The following is an 18,952-nucleotide window of genomic DNA, read 5'->3' on the forward strand; positions in this document are numbered from 1 at the left end:
CTGGCAGAAAGCGTGCTATACCATCGACATCAGATAACAATTTGGTAACAATGAGGGGTGTTATGAATGGCTTAATGAAACTAGACCGCATTGACATCAACATTCTGGTACAGCTGCAAAAAGACGGCCGCATCAGCAATGTCAATCTTGCCGATGCCGTGGGTCTTTCTCCCAGCCCCTGCCTGCAACGCGTCAAGCGCCTGGAGACTGCCGGCTTTATCACCGGCTACGAAGCGCATATCAACCTGACAAAAATCACCGATTCGGTGACGGTGTTCACCGAAGTTACGTTGGCCGGTCATCGGCGCGAAGATTTTATGCGTTTCGAAAACGCCATCCGCGAAGTGGACGAACTGATGGAATGCCACCTGATCACCGGTGGTTACGATTATCTGTTGCGCTTTATTACCCGCAGCATCGAACACTATCAGGAAGTGATTGAACAGTTGCTGGACGCCAAGGTCGGTATCGACAAGTACTTCAGCTATATCGTGATCAAATCGCCGATCATCAAAAGCAGCGTTCCGCTGCGTTCGCTGATTTCCCGCCATACCCCGGTGGAATACTGATCGTTCATTGTGCGCCAGGGGTGAAGGACCCTACCTCTGGGCTCGCCGTTGTCTCGGCACAAAATTTCATTTTCCCGCCAATTTCGCCATAAATACGCTATTATCGCCGAAATTTTGCGAAAACTGCGGCTGATTAACGCCATAAACTCAAGTTATGCCACGTTAATTCAACCAGGAGTTCGCATGCTTTCGCCATTTGTTCCGCCCGCTGCCCGTTGGCAGCGTAACGATTATCTGCTGAGTACCGATCCCGCGTTGCTCGACGTGGAGTGGGTGCATCGGCAGCTCACGCAGCACAGCTACTGGGCCAAGGGGCAGTCGCGAGAAACCACCCTGCGGGCGCTGGCTTGTTCGCTGCCGTTCGGTCTTTATCAGCAACAGCGCCAGGTCGGCTTTGGCCGGCTGATCACCGACTATTGCCGTTTTGCCTACCTGAGCGACGTGATAGTGGATAGCGCTCACCGTGGACGAGGGCTGGGAGGGTGGCTGGCCGCCTGCGTGACGCAGCATCCAGCGCTACACCAGGTCAAACGCTGGCTGCTGGCCACCGATGATGCCCATCAGATCTATCAACGTGCTGGCTGGCAGGCGGTAGCACGGCCGGAAAGGCTGATGGAATATACCCGCCCAGCCGGGGAGAAACGGCCATGAGCTACCGTGTTGGCGTGGATATTGGCGGCTCGTTCACCGATTTTGCGGTATTGGACGAACGTGACAACAGCATTCGTACCTTGAAAGTGCTGTCGCGGCCCGACAGTCCGGGCAGCGAAATTACCACCGGACTGGCGGCATTACAGCAGCGGGACGGCATCGATCCCCGGCAGATCGCCTATTTTACCCACGGCACTACGGTGGGAGTTAACGCGGTGATCCAGCGCAAGGGCGTCAAACTGGCGCTGTTCACCACCCACGGCTTTAGTGACGTGCTGGAATTGGCGCGACTGAAGATCCCGCATATCCATGATTTATTTTCCCGCAGACCGACACCGCTGATTTCTCGCGATCGGGTGTTCGGCATCAACGAACGCACCGACAGTGATGGCCGCATTCTGGTGACGCCCGACCGCCACAGCGTAGAGCAGGCGGTGGCGGCGGCAATCGCGGCAGGTTGTGCCGGCATCGTGATTTCGCTGCTGCACAGTTACCGTAACCCCGACAATGAACAGGCGGTGCGCCGGATCATCGCCGAGATTGCGCCCGATATGCAGGTCTGCTGTTCGGCTGATATCTGGCCCATTATTCGCGAGTACGAACGCACCATCACTGCGGTGATTAATGCCTATGTGCAGCCGCAGGTGATTGACTATCTGCAGGCCTTTGAGCAGGCACTGGGCGAGATGGGCGTGACGGTACCGCCACGTATCGCCAAGTCCAACGGCGGCGTGATGAGCATGACGCAGGCCAAGACGGAATGCGTACAGATGGTGCTGTCCGGCACCGCTTCCGGGGTGATCGGTGCCAGCTATATTGCACAGCGCTGCGGTTTTGAGCGGTTGCTGAGTCTGGATATTGGCGGCACCAGCGCCGACGTGGCGGTAATCGTCAACGGCATGCCTGAGTATGGCAGCGGTGAAATCATCGGCGAGTTTCCAATCTATATTCCGTCGGTTTCCGTGACCTCGGTCGGCCAGGGCGGCGGCTCCATCGCCTGGCTCGACCCGCAAGGGGTATTACACGTTGGCCCTGACAGCGCCGGTTCACTGCCCGGACCGGTATGCTTTCAGCGCGGGGGAACGGCAGCCACCGCCACAGATGCCTTTGCCGCCTGTGGCCTGATCGGCCATGGCGATCTGGGTTACCACGCGGTACAGGTCGACGTAGCAGCCGCCCGCGCGGCGGTACAGGCATTGGCGGATCCATTGGGGATCACCCAGGAACAAACGGCGGAGAATATCATCGCACTGGCCATTTCCGGCATGTACAGCGACTCCAGCGGGCTGCTGTCGCGTTTTGGCATCGATCCGCGCGAGTTCTGGTTCCTGGCTTTTGGCGGTGCCGGACCGATGATGGGCTGTTTCCTGGCGCGTGAATTGAACATGAAAGGCGTGGTGGTGCCGCCAACGCCGGGGGTATTGTCCGCACTCGGTGGGTTGGTGGCCGATGTAAAGAATGATTTTATCCGCACGATGTACTGCGATGTTACCGATGACATAGCTGCCGAACTGGCGCGCCAGGCCGATCGGTTGTGCAGTGAGGCACAGGGCTGGCTGGCGCGGGAATACGGCGACGGACTGGCGCAGACGCTGAGTTTTTCGGCGGACATGCGCTATCGCGGCCAGTCGTTCGAAATCGAGGTGGCGCTTGAGCAGCATGCCTTGGCACAGGGGGATATCGCCGCGCTGCAAGCGGCATTTAACGCCCAGCATCAGCGGCTGTTCGGCCACCACGATCCACAGGCGATGGTGCAGATTATCGCTCTGCGACTGGTGATCGTTTCGCCAACCCCCAAACCGGCGCTAATGACGCTGGCTGCGTGCGATGGCCCGGTTGAAGTGCTGCGCCAGGTGGACGCCTGGATCGACGGGCGCTGGTGGCGGGTTGATGCCGTGTCCCGCGCCACGTTGCGCGCCGGGCATCAGTTCGCAGGTCCGGCCATTGTGCTGCAAGACGACTGCACCACCTGTGTACCGCCGGGTATGGAGGTCAACGTTGACTCATTCGGCAATCTGCTTATCACTCCACTGACCGAGGTTAATCATGGCAATTGACGGACGTAACCTGCAAATTCTGGCCAACTACTGTGCGGCAGCGGCGGATGCAATGGCCTTTACCCTGATGCGCACCGCACATTCGACCTTTGTCAAAGAAACCGAGGATTTCTCCTGTCAGATTGTCAGTCGCAGCGGTCTGGCTTTCGCGTCGCCGCGCAGTTTTGGCGCCCCCTGGTACAGCGGTATTGACTATGGCCCTGTGCTGGCGCTGATTGATGACTACCAGCCGGGAGATATCTGCATCACCAACGACGCCTATGCTGGCAATGTGGCTACGCATTCACCAGATATTCACATCTGGAAGCCGGTATTCCATCAGGGCGAAATCGCCTGCTTTGTGGTCGGGCATATTCATAATACCGACGTTGGCGGCGCGGTGCCGGCGTCGCTGTCGCGCTCACTGACGGAGATTGTGCAAGAGGGGCTACGGCTGCCACCGTTGAAAATCGTCAGCGGCGGCAAGCTGAATCAGGAGGTCGCCCGTATCATGCGGCTCAACGTGCGTGCCCCCGAACAGAACTGGGGCGACTTCAAGGCACAGCTTGCCTCGGTGAATATCGGCGAAAGCAAAATCCGGCAGATCATCGCACGTTTCGGCATCGCCGACTTTCTGCACGGGGTGGAGGCGTTGCTTGACTATGCCGAACGTCAGGCACGGGCGGTCATTGCCACCATCCCGGACGGTGAGTATTTTTATGCCGATTACGCCGATGAAGACGGCGAGGGGGGATATCCTTGTCGCATCGCCGTGACGTTGAAGGTCAAGGGCGATGCGCTTGAGCTGGATTACAGCGGTAGCGATCCACAGTTGGCTTCGTCACTCAATATGCCCACCGGCGGGCGCGAACGTCATCCGCTGGCACTGGTGGGGGTCACCTATGTACTCGCCACGCTGGATAACCAGTTGCTGCTCAACGCCGGTACGTTGCGAGCAACGCGGGCCGTACTACCGCCGGGCACCATTATGAACTGCGAAGCGCCGGCCGCCGTCGGCATGCGCTCGCTAACCTGCGCGATGGCACAGATCGCCACGCTAGGGGCGTTTTCACTGGCCATGCCGCAGCGGTTACCAGCCAATTCGCCGGGCGGCAATTCGATCGTCAATATTCGTACCGTGGATAGCCAGAACCGTACCGTGGTTGCCTCGCTGGGACCGGTCGGTGGTGGATCCGGTGGCACCCCGCGCCACGACGGCCCGGAAGGCTCCGGCGGGCTGTCGGCATTTTTGAAGAACACGCCGATTGAAATCAGCGAAGCCGAGGTACCCGTGCGTTTTCTGCGTTATCGACTGGTGCCGGACAGCGCCGGTGCCGGGGCATTCCGCGGTGGGCTGGCAACCGAAATGGCGTTTGAGGTGTTCGCCCCCAATACCGTGATCACAGCGCGCAACCGCAACCGTTCGGTGTTCGCATCGGCCGGTGCTGCCGGCGGCCAGGCCGGGTCGACCTCGTGGTTTCGAACCACCACGCCAGCGGGGCAGATCACCGAGCATGGCAATACCGATGTCATCCACTGTGGGCCGGGCGACGTGGTGAGTTTAAAAGGCCCCGGTGCCGGCGGTTACGGCCCGGCAAAGCAGCGCCCGCCGGCCGCCGTGCTGCGCGACGTCATTTGCGGCTTTGTTTCCGAACGGGAGGCGCGCGATCGGTACGGTGTGGCGATTGAACAGGGCGAAATCGATCTGCCGACAACCACCCGCCTGCGCGCGGCAATGGCAGATGCGGGCGCACAACATTTTGATGTCGGCCCGGCAAGAAGGGCATTCGAGGCGCTCTGGACGCCGGCACGTTATCAACTGCTGACGGAATTTCTGTCCGACATGCCGGTAGTTTGGCGGCATTTTCTGAAACATCAGGTATTTGCCGCCGTACAGGCCGGGGAGTGTGCCGATTTACCGTTGTCGGCACAAATGGAGACGATTTTCAGCCGGCTATTGCAGCGCTTCCCTTCGCTGGCGCAAAAAGCTGTCGTCAGCTGAAATCACCGAGGCAGGAGATTGCCAATGCTGACGAGCAGGCTGAGCGCCTGGTCAACCTGCCAGCGGCAGCAATGACTGTCGACGGGCCCAGCCACGTGAGGCATGCAAACGGACAACCGGAGCGCTTGTTCCTCAGTAGCCAGCAGATCGATCATCGCCCGCGTCGCCGATGATTGGCGACAATGGGGGATGATGGGGGACGTAAACCATAGAAAATTGCCGGGTGCGCCCCCTAACAGCGGCCGCGAGTCATATCGGCTCCGGTGAGAGCGCATCGGCAAATCATGCTGAGCCTAGTGCATGATCTCAATAAAGATTGGTCGGTGACGGGCGATCGCGAGTGGCAGCACTGGAGCCAGTTTGGCAGTGCGCAGGGTTCGAACGCAGGAGGACATTGACCGGGACTTTATCCTCCGCTAAATGAATTTAAGCAAAAACCTTACCGGTTTTATTTCCAGTATCTTATGCCAGATTGCGGCCAAATCAACAATGCCGGCCATCCCCAGAAGCACAAGTATAATCAGTAACGTTGCGATAGTAATAATAAACATAAAGCGCACTATATTTTTGTGCATTTTAAGTTGTTGCGTAATGCGTTTTTCTTCTTTTTCAAACTCAACGATTGTGGTGATCGCCTGTCCCTGGACGAAATAGGCGGCATTTATCTCTTTTAAATCACCGGATATCACGAGTGACTCCAGCAATAGGTTGAGACGCCGACTATAAGCCTCATTCTTGATATGTTTATACCAAAGCGTTCCATAGACTAACGTGACGATCTCCTCAAGGTGGAATCCTGAGATCGTGCGGGAAGGGCGCTGATTAATATAGTGCGTGACCAGCAGTTTAAGCAGATTGACGCGGTCCCGGCTAATGGTCTCTTGCTCTGCGTTGAAGCCAGAAGTTAACTTCCCTTTTTGGCGCGCCAACCATGTTTTTACGGTTATTATTTTTAGGCGCCGGTCGAGAACAAAGGTGAAGATACTGGCATAATGAATCTGGAAATCTTTTTTATAATGTATGATTTCCGCCGCCATATCCGCAAGTGTATCAATTTCTAGCTCAATGTGTTCCCCCTGTGAAAGCGAGGATAAGCATACGCGGTCAATGTCGCCGTTCTCATCCAATGCAAGAGAGGACAATTTGTATCTGGCATTTTCGGCATTCTTAAAGAAAACAGCATAATAATCGTGTGGCTTATCGCTTACTTCGCCGTGTTCAATCAACCAAGGCAGATTTTTGCGCCACAGGTTTGTCTGGGTTTTCTGAAGATCGATAATGCGCATTTTCGTTCCTTAAAAGCTGAATACAGCGCGTAATAATAAAACTAGAACATAATCCAAATTCGGCATGCTCAATTGGCCCGATGCGAGCATTGCCTGAACCATCATGATGGGCAAGATTAACGTTGTCGTTCACTGTATTGGCTTGATTATCAAAACCTTGCTGTAAGTTCAAGGTTGGTTGAAAGCGCGGTTCCATAGTGCGAAACCGGCTGCGTGGCATGGCCGTCAAGATCGTTATTGTTGTGCTACTGCCGGGCAACCAGTGGCTAAGCGGAACGCGTGACCGGCGTGACGCTAAAAGTGCCGACTGACAACTGACGCTAAGGTAAATGCATAGCTCGTGGTGCAGCCTTGAGTTTTATGACCACATACGCTATCTCGCAGTGAATAATAAACATTGCAATGTTAACAAAAAGCCATCGACATCCAAATCGTAAAAGTATTTAAAAATAAATTTGGTGAAGGGGAAATCATTGAGGAGATGCGTGGGCGCTGCTGACTAAGCATTTTAACAGAAAAACAGTATCCTGCATCGGTGTCCATTTTTATATTTGAAATGCTCCTGGTTAATCCCTTGGTTAAGCCGGCGAGCTTCAAACGGGTGACATATCCTGGTTAGATATGGTTTTGTGGGATTGTGGGATTGTGGGATTGTGGGATTATCATGCCCAGAGAGTGCCCGCAGATTTTGCTTTTCACATGTATGAAACGCGCTGGGCCTTTATTGAGTAAAAACAACTGATGACTGATGATAAAGAACGCGCTCTTATAGCTGCATTGACAAATCTCTATGGGAGCGGCATTTTCATGGGGAAGCGTAAAGTAACTTTGTTTAGAATGACCGCGCCAGTTAGCCAGATTCCATGTACCGTTACCTAGGTGCGCATAATGTATATTATGTTAAATAGCCTACATTGATAAATAACTTCATGAGTACCTCTACCACTGCTATAAATCAGACAGTTACCTTTTATGATGATGCTCGCGTTTTTGTTGTTATGTTCATAGTAGACTTTGGTTCATGTTTGTTATGTTGTCAGGACTGATCATTCATGTTCTCACTTACCCAGCTCGATGTGCCTGGTCACCGACGCCAGTGGATGTTAATGGATATGGTAACCTGCTTGCCTCTTCTCTATCCATTGCGTTACTGCGTTGATCATCTTGGCTTTCGTTCGTTATCAACCCAGTCAGCATCACTCCAGGCTATCAAGTTTTTCTATGAGTTCTGGTTGCAGAAACACAGTGTGACGTTTTGCCACAGTTTCAATGTATCCATGCACAATCCACAGATTGCCATTGAAGAAATGACAGCATTTTTTCACTACCTGGAATCTGGACGCTCCACGCCCCCTGGTGTAATAGCTTTACCTCTGTCAGTTACAGCAAGTCGGACAACCAATGCTTATAAATCGGTTGCTGTTACCGATGCGTTCGAGGCCGCGTACGTTTAGACTGCGTGCATACAATGTAGCAATGTTATATCCTTAGGGTGCCATTCACCGCGCATTGAGTCGACAGCTGCTAGATAGGCAGTAATGGTGTCGTGAAAGACTGACTCACTCAACTGAGTATAGTCTCCAGCCAGCAACTGCTCATCCCACAGAATACTATCGATCAGAGCCGGTAAATTATTGTACATATATCCCCTCTTTCACAAAACGCCTCATCAGCATGTTGGTCAGCAATTCAGTTCGAATACCATCGGCAAACTACATGCCAGCAAGATACACAATAGTACAGCTCGCTCAGGGGCGGCTATGCGGTAACTTCAGAATGATTTACTGAGAGTGATAGCGCCCCTGATCTCTCCTGTCTGGTTAGAAAATAGTCCTTTTGACTCGATACACTCGAGTCTTCCAAGGAGTACCTCCTCGCCTCCAAACAGATGAGCTATATCACTTACTTTTAGTGCCAAATAGTGTCCCCTCGAGCTGGATATAATGTGGGATCGCAGACTAAGTATTAACGCCAAAAACGCTTCATCATTGGCACAGTGTTGTACGATCCAAGCTTTCAGTGACTCAAGACCTGCAATATCGTGCCAAGCCCAGATAAACCCGCCCAACGCACGTTCTTCCGGTAGCTGGGATTTTAGTTCACCGTCATTAATAATGCGTTCGCAAAAATGATTACGAACATCGTTCAGCTCTACATCCGTCAGCACCCGCTCGTGCTCCGGAACTACCCGGTTCCCGACCAACCCATTCTGCCACAGCAAATCGCGAATGTAGTTTGCTATCCAGACCCAAGATGTACCTTTAATTGTCAGCGAAAGCAGAGTTTCCATAGACTTCGGACGGTCAACAATTAGCATCCTTCTTAAAAGTCGATCAGCTACTTTATTTAAATCAAGATCATACCGGGAAAACCAGCGATTCCTCCGCTGGTAACTCGCGATTATCTGATCCCCCTCACTGAAAAAGAATGTCAGCAAACCAGTACATTCGGCAGCAGTATGTCTGTTTATCATCGGCCATGTCAGTTGGCTCAGAATATGTTCAAACCAGGTGCGGGAAGATACGCCATTGCTGCTGATTTTCTCTAGTAACTCTTTAGTCAGAGCAGAATGCATTTCTTGGTTGCCGGCTTTATCGAATAGGTCATCGAAGTAAGCTGGCGGCAGGATATTCTGTGGAGACGAAAAGGCAAAGTAATATCGCCAGTATGCTCCACTTCCCAGACGACGATTTGCTGTCATTTCAGCCTTTTCATCATCTGGAGTCTGTCCGAACAATGTCAGATTTTCGGCCTTATATCCCGAAATACCCGGAATAAAGTAGCGAATTGAGCTAGCTGACTTCGCTTCAGAAGACCTGAATTGTGAAAGACATTCCCCGAGAGTTTGTACTAGCGCCTTTTGCTCCTCTTCACTGACACTACCGTCCCCGGACTCAACTACGGACCGCTCAGTTAGGTATTCTTCTGTCCAGTTATAAAGTGCGGTATGGGTCGTATGGAGTAGCAACAGGAAGCACAAATCGGGCAGATAAGTATAGTCACGTATTCCACGGTATCGGAAGGTCAGTCCGTTGAGGGCCAGTTGTACTTCACGGGGCGTTTTCAGGCTGGCGCCGTAGATATCCGTCACCCTGACCAGGTCGCTTATTATGCCTTCATCCGGAGCCGAATTATTGACGGTTTCGTATAATTGGACAGCACCTGACAAAAACTCCCGACGGAGATCGAAAGATTCAGGGCGCGGCAGGCTGAAAGAAATCTGCACGATTTTCTGCAGATATAACTCTCCGTCAGCCACCCCGAGCCCATTTTTGATGGCCTGGGCCAATACGGCCTTGTCATAGCACAGTAGATAACGGAAGTGCGGAAAATCGGCGACTGATTTAACCAAGCGGATTACTTCGACCGCCTGGGCTGGCTCCAGACGATCCAGGTCATCCAGCAACACAATGAAGCTTAGGTTGAGAGCAACAATTTTCTCCGCAATTTCAGTTCGCAACTCTGCGGTGGTTTTTCTTTTTCCTGTAAGGCTGGCTTCCGATAAGGCTTTCAGCGCCCCGCCTGCATTAGGCATCCCGGGGATTATCGCGGCTATTTCGGCTGCTGGGGCCAAATGCCGGGCAGTCGCCTGTGTATATCGCAGAATGGTTCCGGCAGTTTCCGTCAGCCCCTTTTTGGCTTTCAGGCGGCGACGCTGTGTAGCGGAAAGACGTTTTTCTTCTTCACCGGCAATGATAGCGGCTACAGGAATTAGAAGAGATTCAACGGGACTGTTACTAGCCCCATCAAGCCAGGGAGAAATGGTTAGCACAAACGTATTATTTTCGCGCCCATCTTCCAGTTCTGATCTAAGTAGATTGAGTAAACTGGTTTTTCCTGAACCCCATGCCCCCTCGATACCAATAACGGCACTGCCATGCCGTCCAATCCCCCTGACAGAATGGGCCAGTTGTTGTGCAACATGGCGAAAACCATAGCGGTCTTGATCAGGGTGGCTAACCGACTTGTCCAAAATCATGGGGTTAGCGGCCTGTTTATCATTCATATTCATAAATTCCCGTGAAATTTTATAAAATAACTCTCAATGATATTCTTTCTAAGCCCTGTCAAAGGGAAAAATCAGTCATGAAAATCAGCGGAAATCGCTATTCATCTAAATTATTCTAAAGCTACTAACTCCAGTTTGTTCTTAATCAGTGAGGTGATGTTCAGAATAAAGCTGGGTTAGGTTAAGTTCAATGTTTTTCCTATAATAGAAACCCCAAAAGACTTATAAAAAATTGTTAGCCTCTCATTTTCTCCAACCATAACGCCAAAGATTTTTTCAACACCTAATGAAGCAGCTAACTCAATGGATTTTTTTAAAAGCTCGGTGCCAACACCTAAATTCCTATAGTTTTCAAAAATAAAAAATATCGGCCAATTTTAAATTAGTCCCATCTTATGCGTAAGGAAGAATTTATCGGACAACACCGAGATGGCGTGGCTCAGTTATTCTGCTTATAATGTTCGCTCTTGGCACGCAGCGGACATTGTTGACTGAGCTGAAGGTCCGCTGTGAGTCAGGAGCGGACCTTCTAATGCTGTGCTGTACTACGGTCAGTACCAGTGTAATAACATCATTGACTTACATAAAATACGGCTTGTCACCATCGGCCCCGGGCTGGTTAACACCGATATTTTACCCAATATGTTTCATTGCAGCGTTTCTTCAAAGAACGGGGCTAATACAGAAATCGCTTCAGCGACATATGCTTTACCGTCATACATATCCATATGGTTAGCACCTTCAACAATGTGGTACCGCTTGTCCTGGCTTGAGGCGCGATCGAACAAATCGTCGCTCATCCATTTACTGCCTGCCTCGCTTCCTGCCACAATCTGAACCGGCTGGGTCAGGTACACTTCCGCCATGTGATAAGCATCATAGATAATGATCTGGTTGAGGCTTCTCAGCGTGGCGTATCCGGGCGCTGTCGCATACTGCGCGCGCGGGGTGTGGTAATACTCCCACGCCTGACGCAGCTCCTCGTTCGGCGCATCAGACTCCTTCATGGGGGCCAGCGGCATGGTGGCATACTCACCGCTGCTGATATCACCGGTACGGGCACTGGAACCTGCTTCAACATACGGCAGTGCATCAATAGACTTCACATTGTTTTCCCAGCCATTACGGAACATTGAACCGATATTAACGGCGCTGACCGTTCCGATGGCCTTGATGCGACGATCCTGAATCGCGGCATTGGCGGTATAGCCTGCACCGGCGCAAATTCCCATCGCACCAATTCGCGCGGTGTCGACATAAGGCAGTGTGGTCAGGTAATCAATCACCGCGCTGACATCTTCAGTACGGATGTACGGGTTTTCCAGCTGGCGTGGTTCGCCGCCACTTTCGCCCTGATAAGACGCATCATAAGCTACGGTCACAAACCCTTTTTCTGCCAACTTTTCGGCATATGTTCCGGCGGTTTGTTCCTTAACTCCGCCCCCTGGATGAGAAACCACAATAGCCGGGTAATTGCAGCTTTTATCAAATGCGGGTGGGAAATAAAGTACAGCGGACAAAGAAATTGACGTGATATTGCTGTTTGTGAAGCTGATTTTCTGGTTCATCATCCGGTTCCTCATTGGGCTGTTGGTTATCTGTCGTGCTTGATGGGCTAACTATAGCTATTGATTATTAATATGATTAGACCCAAGATTATGATTGGACTTATCATTTAAATGATTAATTGTTGGGTGGAACCACAGAGATGAAACGCGATGAGATAGCAGATCTGATGGCATTCGTGGCCGTCGCCGAAGAGCGCAGTTTCACCCGGGCTGCTGCCCGTCTGGGCATGGCCCAGTCAGCGTTAAGTCAGATAGTTCGTCGCACGGAAGAGCGGTTAGGGTTACGGCTTTTAACGCGAACCACACGCAGCGTGGTACCGACGGAAGCTGGTGAACAACTTTTGTCTGTCCTTGGTCCAATGCTTCACGACATAGACTCGACTCTGACCTCATTAGGTGATCTGCGTGACCGCCCCTCAGGTACAATACGCATCACCACAGTTGAACATGCCGCAAAGACCATATTGTTGCCCGCAATGCGCACGCTGTTGAAATCTCACCCTGACATTAATGTGCAGCTCCTTATCGATTACGGACTGACTGATGTCGTCTCTGAGCGCTTTGATGCCGGAGTTCGCCTGGGGGGGGAGATGGATAAGGATATGATTGCTGTGCGAATCGGACCTGATATTCCGATGGCGATTGTTGGCGCACCGGATTATTTATCCCGACATGGAGTACCAACATCTGTAGCACATTTAGTCGATCATAAGGCAATCAATTTGTATCTACCCTCATCGGGTTCCGCAAATCGCTGGAGATTAATACGAGGAGGCCGTGAAGTCAGGGTCCGCATGGTAGGACAACTTCTTTTAAATACGATAGATCTTATCCTCGATGCTGCTATTGACGGGCATGGCCTCGCGTATCTGCCTTATGACCAGGTTCAGCAGGCAATTCAAGAAAAAAAACTGACCCGAGTTCTGGAGAAATTTACACCAGACTTACCAGGGTATCATCTGTACTACCCACACCGCCGCCATGCGGGTTCGGCATTTTCTCTGTTAATTGATGTGCTGAAGTATAATGGGGCTGTCTAACATGCGCTGCCGGAAGCCCCAAAAAACATCCCGATATCGCCGGAGATAACGGCCTGGGGGGCTCTTAAGGCCAAAATCCATCTGGCGATAGACGGGCATCAGGCTGCCCGCCCTTCTTTACCTGGTGGCGCTCAGCCGCCGAGCTGGTGATTTTCCATATCGCACCCGGCAAACCAGCCCTGTTTCATAGCAATTTTTAGTACACCCAGGGACCCGGAACCCAACGGAAGGCATTACCGTCGACAGCAACATGGCAAACGGACGGAAATGAGAGGTGGGTTGCCACCAGAGATTCCCGATTGGCGGCCAGTTCCTGCAAAAGTTGAACCCTCACCCGCGCTGCCTCTTCAGGATAGTGGTCGAAGCCGTTATACCAGTCAGGATGATCGAAGCCGACCGGGAACACCGCGTCGCCAGCAAAGGTCAAGCGGTCGCCTCGTGAGGCCAGACGCACCACGCTGTGCCCTGGCGTATGGCCTCCAATGCGCGTTACCAGAACGCCCGGCGCTACCTCATAGCGATCCTCAAAGGTATGCAGCTGGTTACGGTATTCCTGCAAGAAGCGCGAGGCGGTTTGCCGAAGCGCATCCGGAAAGCCCGGAGGCATCGAAACCTGAGAAAAATCGGGTGACTCCCAGAATTTAACTTCAGCGTCTGCCACGTGAATACGCAGGTCTGGGCGCAAACGAGCCTTCACGCCGTCGATGAGCAGCCCCCCGATATGATCCATATGCAGATGAGTGATCACTACATCAGTGACAGAGGCAAGATCGATCCCGGCGGCTTCAAGCCGCTGGACCGTCTGTCCGGCGCGTGGCAAATCAGGAAAGGCCGCCCCCATGCCGGCATCGATCAGAAGGGTTTGCTGGCCACTTTTCACCACAATCACATTCAGCGCCCACTCCAGTTCATCGGACGGTAGAAACTTATCCTCAAACCAGGCTGTTCTGATGGCCGGATCGGCATTATGACCGAGCATCTGCCCCGGCAGCGACAGCACCCCATCGCTGACGACGATGACATCAATATCACCAATCTTCAGAGGGTAACGCGACGGGACGAATTCGGGCGCAGGTTCAGCGGCCTGTGCGCGATAATCGGGACTCATTGGAGCAACAGCGGATTTAGACGATTCCATAATATCTCCGGAAAATAGTTATATAGCCGTATAAAAATTCACCTATACTCTGAAAACCTTCTGTTTCGGCATGCGAAAATTGTCATGAAAAATGATGAAATTACACTTAACGATACCGTCAAGGAGATGACCAGAGTCCTGAAAAACCAGCCACAATTAAGCGTTCAAAGCAGCAATCTCATATCCGGATGCTGTTATCGTTGGCCGCATGGGCCACTGCATGAAACCATTGCCCCGATGGATCAACACGTCGTTATCGCCCATTTCGGAAATATGCAACGCGTTGAACGAAGAACGGGAACGCAGGTTGTTAAAGAGACCATCAGAGAAGGCACAATCTCGACCATTCCCCTCGGCAGCACTTCTCGCTGGGATATGGCGGGCACCGTTGATGTTATTCATTTTTATATCCCTGACCAGACGTTTGACGCGCTGTTATTGCAGGCCGAAGCGCCTCCTGGAGAACTCCTGCTGCGCACGGCGCATCATGATAAAACCACGGCCAAAATCATTTCAGCCATCAACGAAACCCTTGCTGATAACAACCGGATAGGTCAGTTACTTTGCGAACACCTAATGCTGGCGCTGATACTTCAACTGATGCAAAACCACTCATCTGCCACTAAGTCTGTTCGGCAGTCGAACACTGTTTTGTCTGCACGCGCGCTGAAAAACTCACTGGAAATCCTCGACAGCCGCCCCGTCGGGGAAGTCACTATTCAGGCTTTGGCGGCAGAGCTGGGTATTTCATCCGCCCATTTTTGCCGCGCATTTAAAAACAGTACCGGCCTGACGCCCTACGGCTGGCTCAAACAACGTGTAATGGAACGTGCGTTTTTACAGTTACAATCCTCTGACAAACAGGTGGCTGAAATTGCGTTTGACAGCGGTTACGGTTCGCAAAATGCGTTTACCAGCGCCTTCAGAAAAATGACGGGGTTAACCCCCAGCCAGTGGCGTAAAAAACACAGCGTCACAAAATAGCGGCCCGCGATGCGCTACACCGCAGGCGTTGAGCGTTACGGCACGATGATATAGTCGGGGTTGGCGACCGCGAACATTTTATCCCGATCGGGTTCCGGTGGGTAAATCCACAGGGTATTGATTTCCTGCTTGATTTTTTTTGCTTCAGCCCCCTGATACATCACCTGATGATCCCAGCCTTCGGTATAAACGGCTCCCCATTTGCCAAGATCGAGGCAGGTAACGTACTTAGGCTGGCTGTATGGGTGCAGCGGCAGCCCCAGCAGCTCAGCCGCGGCGTTGTGCCCGGCCACGCGGCCCAGGCTCATGGCATGCTGGCAGGACATGACATTGTAATTGCCATCGTTGTCAGTCGGCACTTTTACCGTATCGCCGGTCACATAAATACCGTTGGCTTCAGGCGCCCGTAAGCAGGAATCTCCGATTACCCGCCCCAGCGAATCGTGTTCACCGGGAATGAAACGGGTTAATGGATTGGCGCGCATACCGGCGGTCCAAATGACGGTTTTGCTGGGAATAAACTCGCCGTCAGAAAGCGTGACGCCACCAGCTTCAATAGCAGAGACCCTCACGCCGGTACGCACCGAGATCCCACTGCTGGCCAACGCCTGATTGATAATTTCGCAGGCCTTTTCTCCCATTGCCTGGCCAATTCTGGCCGCATTATCAACGATAATGACCTGCGGTTTACATTCTGCGCCGAACAGTGACTTCAGCCGTTCCGGCATTTCCGTCACCGTCTCCAGCCCCGTTAACCCTCCCCCGGCAACCACAACGGTATTCCTCGCCGTCGAATCTGGTTCTTTGGCGAGATCCTGTAAATGTTGCTCAAGCTCCCGGGCTTTTTCCAACGAGCTGACATCAAAACTGTATTCTTTTAATCCCTGAAGATCAGGATGGAAGACCTGACTTCCCGCAGCCAGCACAAAGCTGTCAAAATTGACCTGCGCCTCTTCATCAGGCTTTTTGACCGTTATTGTTTTATTTTGAGGATCAATATCAATAACGCGCCCCCGTATATATTTCACATTCGCTGCCTGAAGCACTTCCAGAATAGAAGGATCCATACTTTCAAGGATCGCCTCATACAGTCTCGGGCGTATTGTTAATTTCGGCTCAGGTGACACAAGGAATATATCAACCTGATCATCAGCTTTTTTCAAATGCACCAGTCTGGCCGCAGAGATTGCTGCCCACATACCTGCAAAACCAGCCCCAGCAACAATAATACGTTTGTTCATATAGATACCTGTGATAGACATCGGATAATGTTCTGTGCAACACCGCAATAAACATAGAGGAATACCGCAGTTAAGGCTTCATCAAAATTGACAGGATTTAATCGATTTTGATTTTATTTTCGTCTGTGGAGTAAATATCCTTTTAAATCTGCCCCATACCACCATCAACACTGAGATCGATACCTGAAATAAAGCTACTTTCATCGGACGCAAGGAAAAGCGCGGCGGCGGCGACTTCTTCCGGCAGGCCTAATCGCCCTGCTGGTATCTGGCTTGCCATCTTGATATCAAACAGTTCGCGTTCTGCCACTGAAACCCCCATTTTGCTGATGATTGGCGTGGCGACAGGGCCTGGGCTCAGACAGTTCACCCGAATGCCTCTGCCTTTGAGATCTGTCGTCCAGCTGCGGGCGAAAGAGCGCAGCGCGGCTTTGGTCGCGGCATAGATATTGTGCCCGTCCAGCCCCTTATAGTGCGCAATGGAGGAGGTCAGGATTATTGAACCGCCTTGCGACATCAGCGGTAGCGCCTTCTGTACGGTAAAGAATGTCCCTTTCACATTGATATCAAACTGGCGGTCAAAATCATGCTCAGTTGACCCGGGGAAATCGGAAAGTAAAATAATTCCCGCGTTAGCGAATAAAATATCCAGCGTGCCGTACCGCTTTTCGATTACCGAGAACAGTTCATCATGATGATTTAAATCACTGACGTCTGACTGTATAGCGATGGCATTGTCATCACCAAGCTGAAGCATGGCCTGGTTCAGCGCCTCTTCATTTCTACCGGTAATAACAACTTTCGCACCTTCATTAATAAATAATTTTGCGGTTGCCAGACCGATACCACTACTGCCGCCGGTAATTAAGGCAACCTTATTTTCTAAGCGTTTCATATATCATCTCACTTGCGATAACGGATACCATTCATTCCCAGGAAAGAATGCGTGCAGCGAGGGCATTGCGGCGTTCATTCAATAAGTCAATCAGCACATTCAACGCATGTAATTTGTCCCGATGCTGGGCCAGACACATAATAAAACGCTCATCATCCATATCGCTGACCTGAGAAAATTTCTCCAGTTCAGCAATTTGTCGGGTACTGAATCCGCATTTGATTAACGAGGTTATCCACCTCACTTTTTCCACTTCCTTCGCATCAAAATCGCGGTAGCCATTATCCAGTCGCCGTGAAACGATCAGCCCTTTAAGTTCATAATGACGCAGCACCCTGGTACTTACGCCGGTGATTTTTGCCAAATCGGATGGACGCATGCTCTTTTCCTCGCTGTGGACTTAATCTACAACATTGACACTAGTGTCAATGTAAAGACAGTGCTCGCGAGATGAGTGTAAAAAAATGTTTCTGAAAGGGATTGGATCTTGCCAACCAACATGCGCACCAGATAACCCTCCTCCGGCCTTTAGCCGCTCGCCGCAGGATAAACTCGTGGTGAAATTGCGTTGCGCTACGTACGTCATTTCATTAGGTTTCTTCTTGCCGTTCTCGGCTTGCTGCTTGCTCGACTGTTTCAACTGACTCAACGTCGCCGCCTGGCATCGGCTCCCTGCCTGCGCCCTGGTTCGATGCCTAAACCGAAACGGCAACCCTTTCCCGTCGAGTCAATGAAACAGCCCGGCTGCCGGTCGCGATCGCATAGCATCGCCAGATTGCGCCAGGTGAATTCTGCATGTCGTTTCGTTGGCTTCTATTTGCTCAGAACGCGTCATTTCATCGCGTAAAAAACAGCCACAGCCAGGATTGTGTACCTATTTAATCCGCCTTAAATCCCGCCGCCAGATAATGGAATGCCTCGATAGCCTTGGGCAAGGTGGCTTCCGGTACTTCACTGGCCGCGACCCACAGCGCGGCATTCAGCGCGGCACCATTGAGCAGTCTGGCCGCCGCTTCGACATCAACCGGTTTTAGAATACCGTCCGCAGCCATCGTCGCGATGGCTTGCCGGGTAGCATCCAGGCAGGCATTCTGACTGGGCCAACGTGACGGATCGCCAAGAAACGCCGGGCCGTCCAGCAGCACAATGCGTTGTATTTCAGGATCTAACGCCATCTTGATATACGCGACGCCTTCGGCCAGCATTTTGCCCCAGTCATCCTCGGCACTGCTGGCCATCTGTTTTGCCCGCGCCGCCATTTCGCCGTCTACCTGCGCCACAACCGCAGCCAGCAAGCCTTTTTTATCACCAAAGTTATGATAAATCGCCCCGCGGGTCAGCCCGACGCTGGCGGTTAATTCGTCCATTGACGCGGCGGCAAATCCGTTGATGGCAAAGGCTTTACGCGCCGCTGCAATCAGTTTGACGCGATTTTCTTCCATGGTTTCTGCTCTACGTCTGGCTGCCATTGGTGCTCCTTTTTCATATACGTCTCGTATCTCATTTGACATACGCACCGTATGTGTGATTAGT

General features: G+C 52.0%; 18 protein-coding genes and 1 pseudogene. 8 read left to right on the forward strand and 11 right to left on the reverse strand.

All coding sequences use genetic code 11. The annotated features are described in order from the left end of the window. Nucleotides 1-62 precede the first annotated feature (62 nt). The 4 genes from NYE85_RS16300 (at nt 63) to NYE85_RS16315 (ending at nt 5,258) form a co-directional block, all read left to right on the forward strand. Complete coding sequence (locus NYE85_RS16300) at nt 63-569, forward strand: Lrp/AsnC family transcriptional regulator (RefSeq protein WP_259005773.1); 507 nt, start codon at nt 63-65, stop codon at nt 567-569. A 183-nt stretch (nt 570-752) separates the two neighbouring features. Further along, a complete protein-coding gene (locus NYE85_RS16305) occupies nt 753-1,220 on the forward strand; it encodes a GNAT family N-acetyltransferase (protein WP_259005774.1) in 468 nt (155 codons plus the stop codon). Beyond that, entirely contained in the window at nt 1,217-3,277 is a 2,061-nt protein-coding gene (locus tag NYE85_RS16310) for a hydantoinase/oxoprolinase family protein (RefSeq protein WP_259005775.1), read from the forward strand. The genes NYE85_RS16305 and NYE85_RS16310 overlap by 4 nt, the downstream gene beginning before the upstream one ends. Further along, entirely contained in the window at nt 3,267-5,258 is a 1,992-nt protein-coding gene (locus tag NYE85_RS16315) for a hydantoinase B/oxoprolinase family protein (protein WP_259005776.1), read from the forward strand. Before NYE85_RS16310 ends, NYE85_RS16315 begins: the two co-directional genes overlap by 11 nt. Nucleotides 5,259-5,674: 416 nt before the next feature. Here the strand turns inward: NYE85_RS16315 and NYE85_RS16325 are convergent, their stop codons facing one another. After that, the gene (locus NYE85_RS16325) at nt 5,675-6,544 is read right to left on the reverse strand and encodes a hypothetical protein (protein WP_259005777.1); all 870 of its coding nucleotides are present in this window, start codon (nt 6,542-6,544) and stop codon (nt 5,675-5,677) included. After that, on the reverse strand, nt 6,477-6,740 hold the full coding sequence (locus NYE85_RS16330) for a hypothetical protein (protein WP_259005778.1): 264 nt from the start codon (nt 6,738-6,740) through the stop codon (nt 6,477-6,479). Before NYE85_RS16330 ends, NYE85_RS16325 begins: the two co-directional genes overlap by 68 nt. Before the next feature lie 856 nt (nt 6,741-7,596). Between NYE85_RS16330 and NYE85_RS16335 the strand changes: the two genes are divergently transcribed. Next, nucleotides 7,597-7,998 carry an integrase gene (locus NYE85_RS16335; RefSeq protein ID WP_259005779.1) on the forward strand — a complete coding sequence of 134 codons (402 nt, stop codon included), beginning with the start codon at nt 7,597-7,599 and terminating at the stop codon, nt 7,996-7,998. Nucleotides 7,999-8,315: 317 nt separating this feature from the next. Here the strand turns inward: NYE85_RS16335 and NYE85_RS16340 are convergent, their stop codons facing one another. The 3 genes from NYE85_RS16340 to NYE85_RS16345 form a co-directional block, all read right to left on the reverse strand. Further along, nucleotides 8,316-10,550, reverse strand: a complete 2,235-nt coding sequence (locus tag NYE85_RS16340) for a KAP family NTPase (RefSeq protein WP_259005780.1) — start codon at nt 10,548-10,550, stop codon at nt 8,316-8,318. A 179-nt stretch (nt 10,551-10,729) separates the two neighbouring features. Then, complete coding sequence (locus NYE85_RS22810; RefSeq protein ID WP_405050690.1) at nt 10,730-10,921, reverse strand: GNAT family N-acetyltransferase; 192 nt, start codon at nt 10,919-10,921, stop codon at nt 10,730-10,732. 279 nt (nt 10,922-11,200) lie between these two features. Next, nucleotides 11,201-12,124, reverse strand: a complete 924-nt coding sequence (locus NYE85_RS16345) for an alpha/beta hydrolase (protein WP_259005781.1) — start codon at nt 12,122-12,124, stop codon at nt 11,201-11,203. Nucleotides 12,125-12,261: 137 nt separating this feature from the next. On the opposite strand from NYE85_RS16345, the gene NYE85_RS16350 reads away from it, so the two are divergent. Both NYE85_RS16350 and NYE85_RS22815 read left to right on the forward strand, forming a co-directional pair. Beyond that, entirely contained in the window at nt 12,262-13,161 is a 900-nt protein-coding gene (locus tag NYE85_RS16350) for a LysR family transcriptional regulator (protein ID WP_259005782.1), read from the forward strand. Beyond that, nucleotides 13,158-13,257, forward strand: a pseudogene (locus tag NYE85_RS22815) (IS5/IS1182 family transposase); the annotation flags it as partial. The gene NYE85_RS16350 and the pseudogene NYE85_RS22815, both read left to right, overlap by 4 nt. Before the next feature lie 100 nt (nt 13,258-13,357). Here the strand turns inward: NYE85_RS22815 and NYE85_RS16355 are convergent. Further along, complete coding sequence (locus NYE85_RS16355) at nt 13,358-14,299, reverse strand: MBL fold metallo-hydrolase (protein WP_259005783.1); 942 nt, start codon at nt 14,297-14,299, stop codon at nt 13,358-13,360. Nucleotides 14,300-14,383: 84 nt separating this feature from the next. Between NYE85_RS16355 and NYE85_RS16360 the strand changes: the two genes are divergently transcribed. Further along, complete coding sequence (locus tag NYE85_RS16360; protein ID WP_259005784.1) at nt 14,384-15,283, forward strand: AraC family transcriptional regulator; 900 nt, start codon at nt 14,384-14,386, stop codon at nt 15,281-15,283. A gap of 35 nt (nt 15,284-15,318) precedes the next feature. Here NYE85_RS16360 and NYE85_RS16365 read toward each other — a convergent pair whose 3' ends face one another. The 5 genes from NYE85_RS16365 to NYE85_RS16380 form a co-directional block, all read right to left on the reverse strand. Further along, entirely contained in the window at nt 15,319-16,524 is a 1,206-nt protein-coding gene (locus NYE85_RS16365; protein WP_259005785.1) for an NAD(P)/FAD-dependent oxidoreductase, read from the reverse strand. Nucleotides 16,525-16,666: 142 nt separating this feature from the next. Then, nucleotides 16,667-17,419, reverse strand: coding sequence for a glucose 1-dehydrogenase (locus tag NYE85_RS16370; protein WP_259005786.1), 753 nt, complete (start codon nt 17,417-17,419; stop codon nt 16,667-16,669). A 31-nt stretch (nt 17,420-17,450) separates the two neighbouring features. Continuing rightward, on the reverse strand, nt 17,451-17,798 hold the full coding sequence (locus NYE85_RS16375; protein ID WP_259005787.1) for a MerR family transcriptional regulator: 348 nt from the start codon (nt 17,796-17,798) through the stop codon (nt 17,451-17,453). Between the two features lie 211 nt (nt 17,799-18,009). Next, entirely contained in the window at nt 18,010-18,084 is a 75-nt protein-coding gene (locus tag NYE85_RS22820) for an NUDIX domain-containing protein (protein ID WP_405050691.1), read from the reverse strand. 213 nt (nt 18,085-18,297) lie between these two features. Next, nucleotides 18,298-18,888, reverse strand: a complete 591-nt coding sequence (locus tag NYE85_RS16380; protein WP_259005788.1) for a TetR/AcrR family transcriptional regulator — start codon at nt 18,886-18,888, stop codon at nt 18,298-18,300. Nucleotides 18,889-18,952: the final 64 nt, after the last annotated feature.

Origin of the sequence: Serratia sp. AKBS12 (genome assembly GCF_024793895.1) — a bacterium.
GTDB lineage: Bacteria > Pseudomonadota > Gammaproteobacteria > Enterobacterales > Enterobacteriaceae > Serratia_F.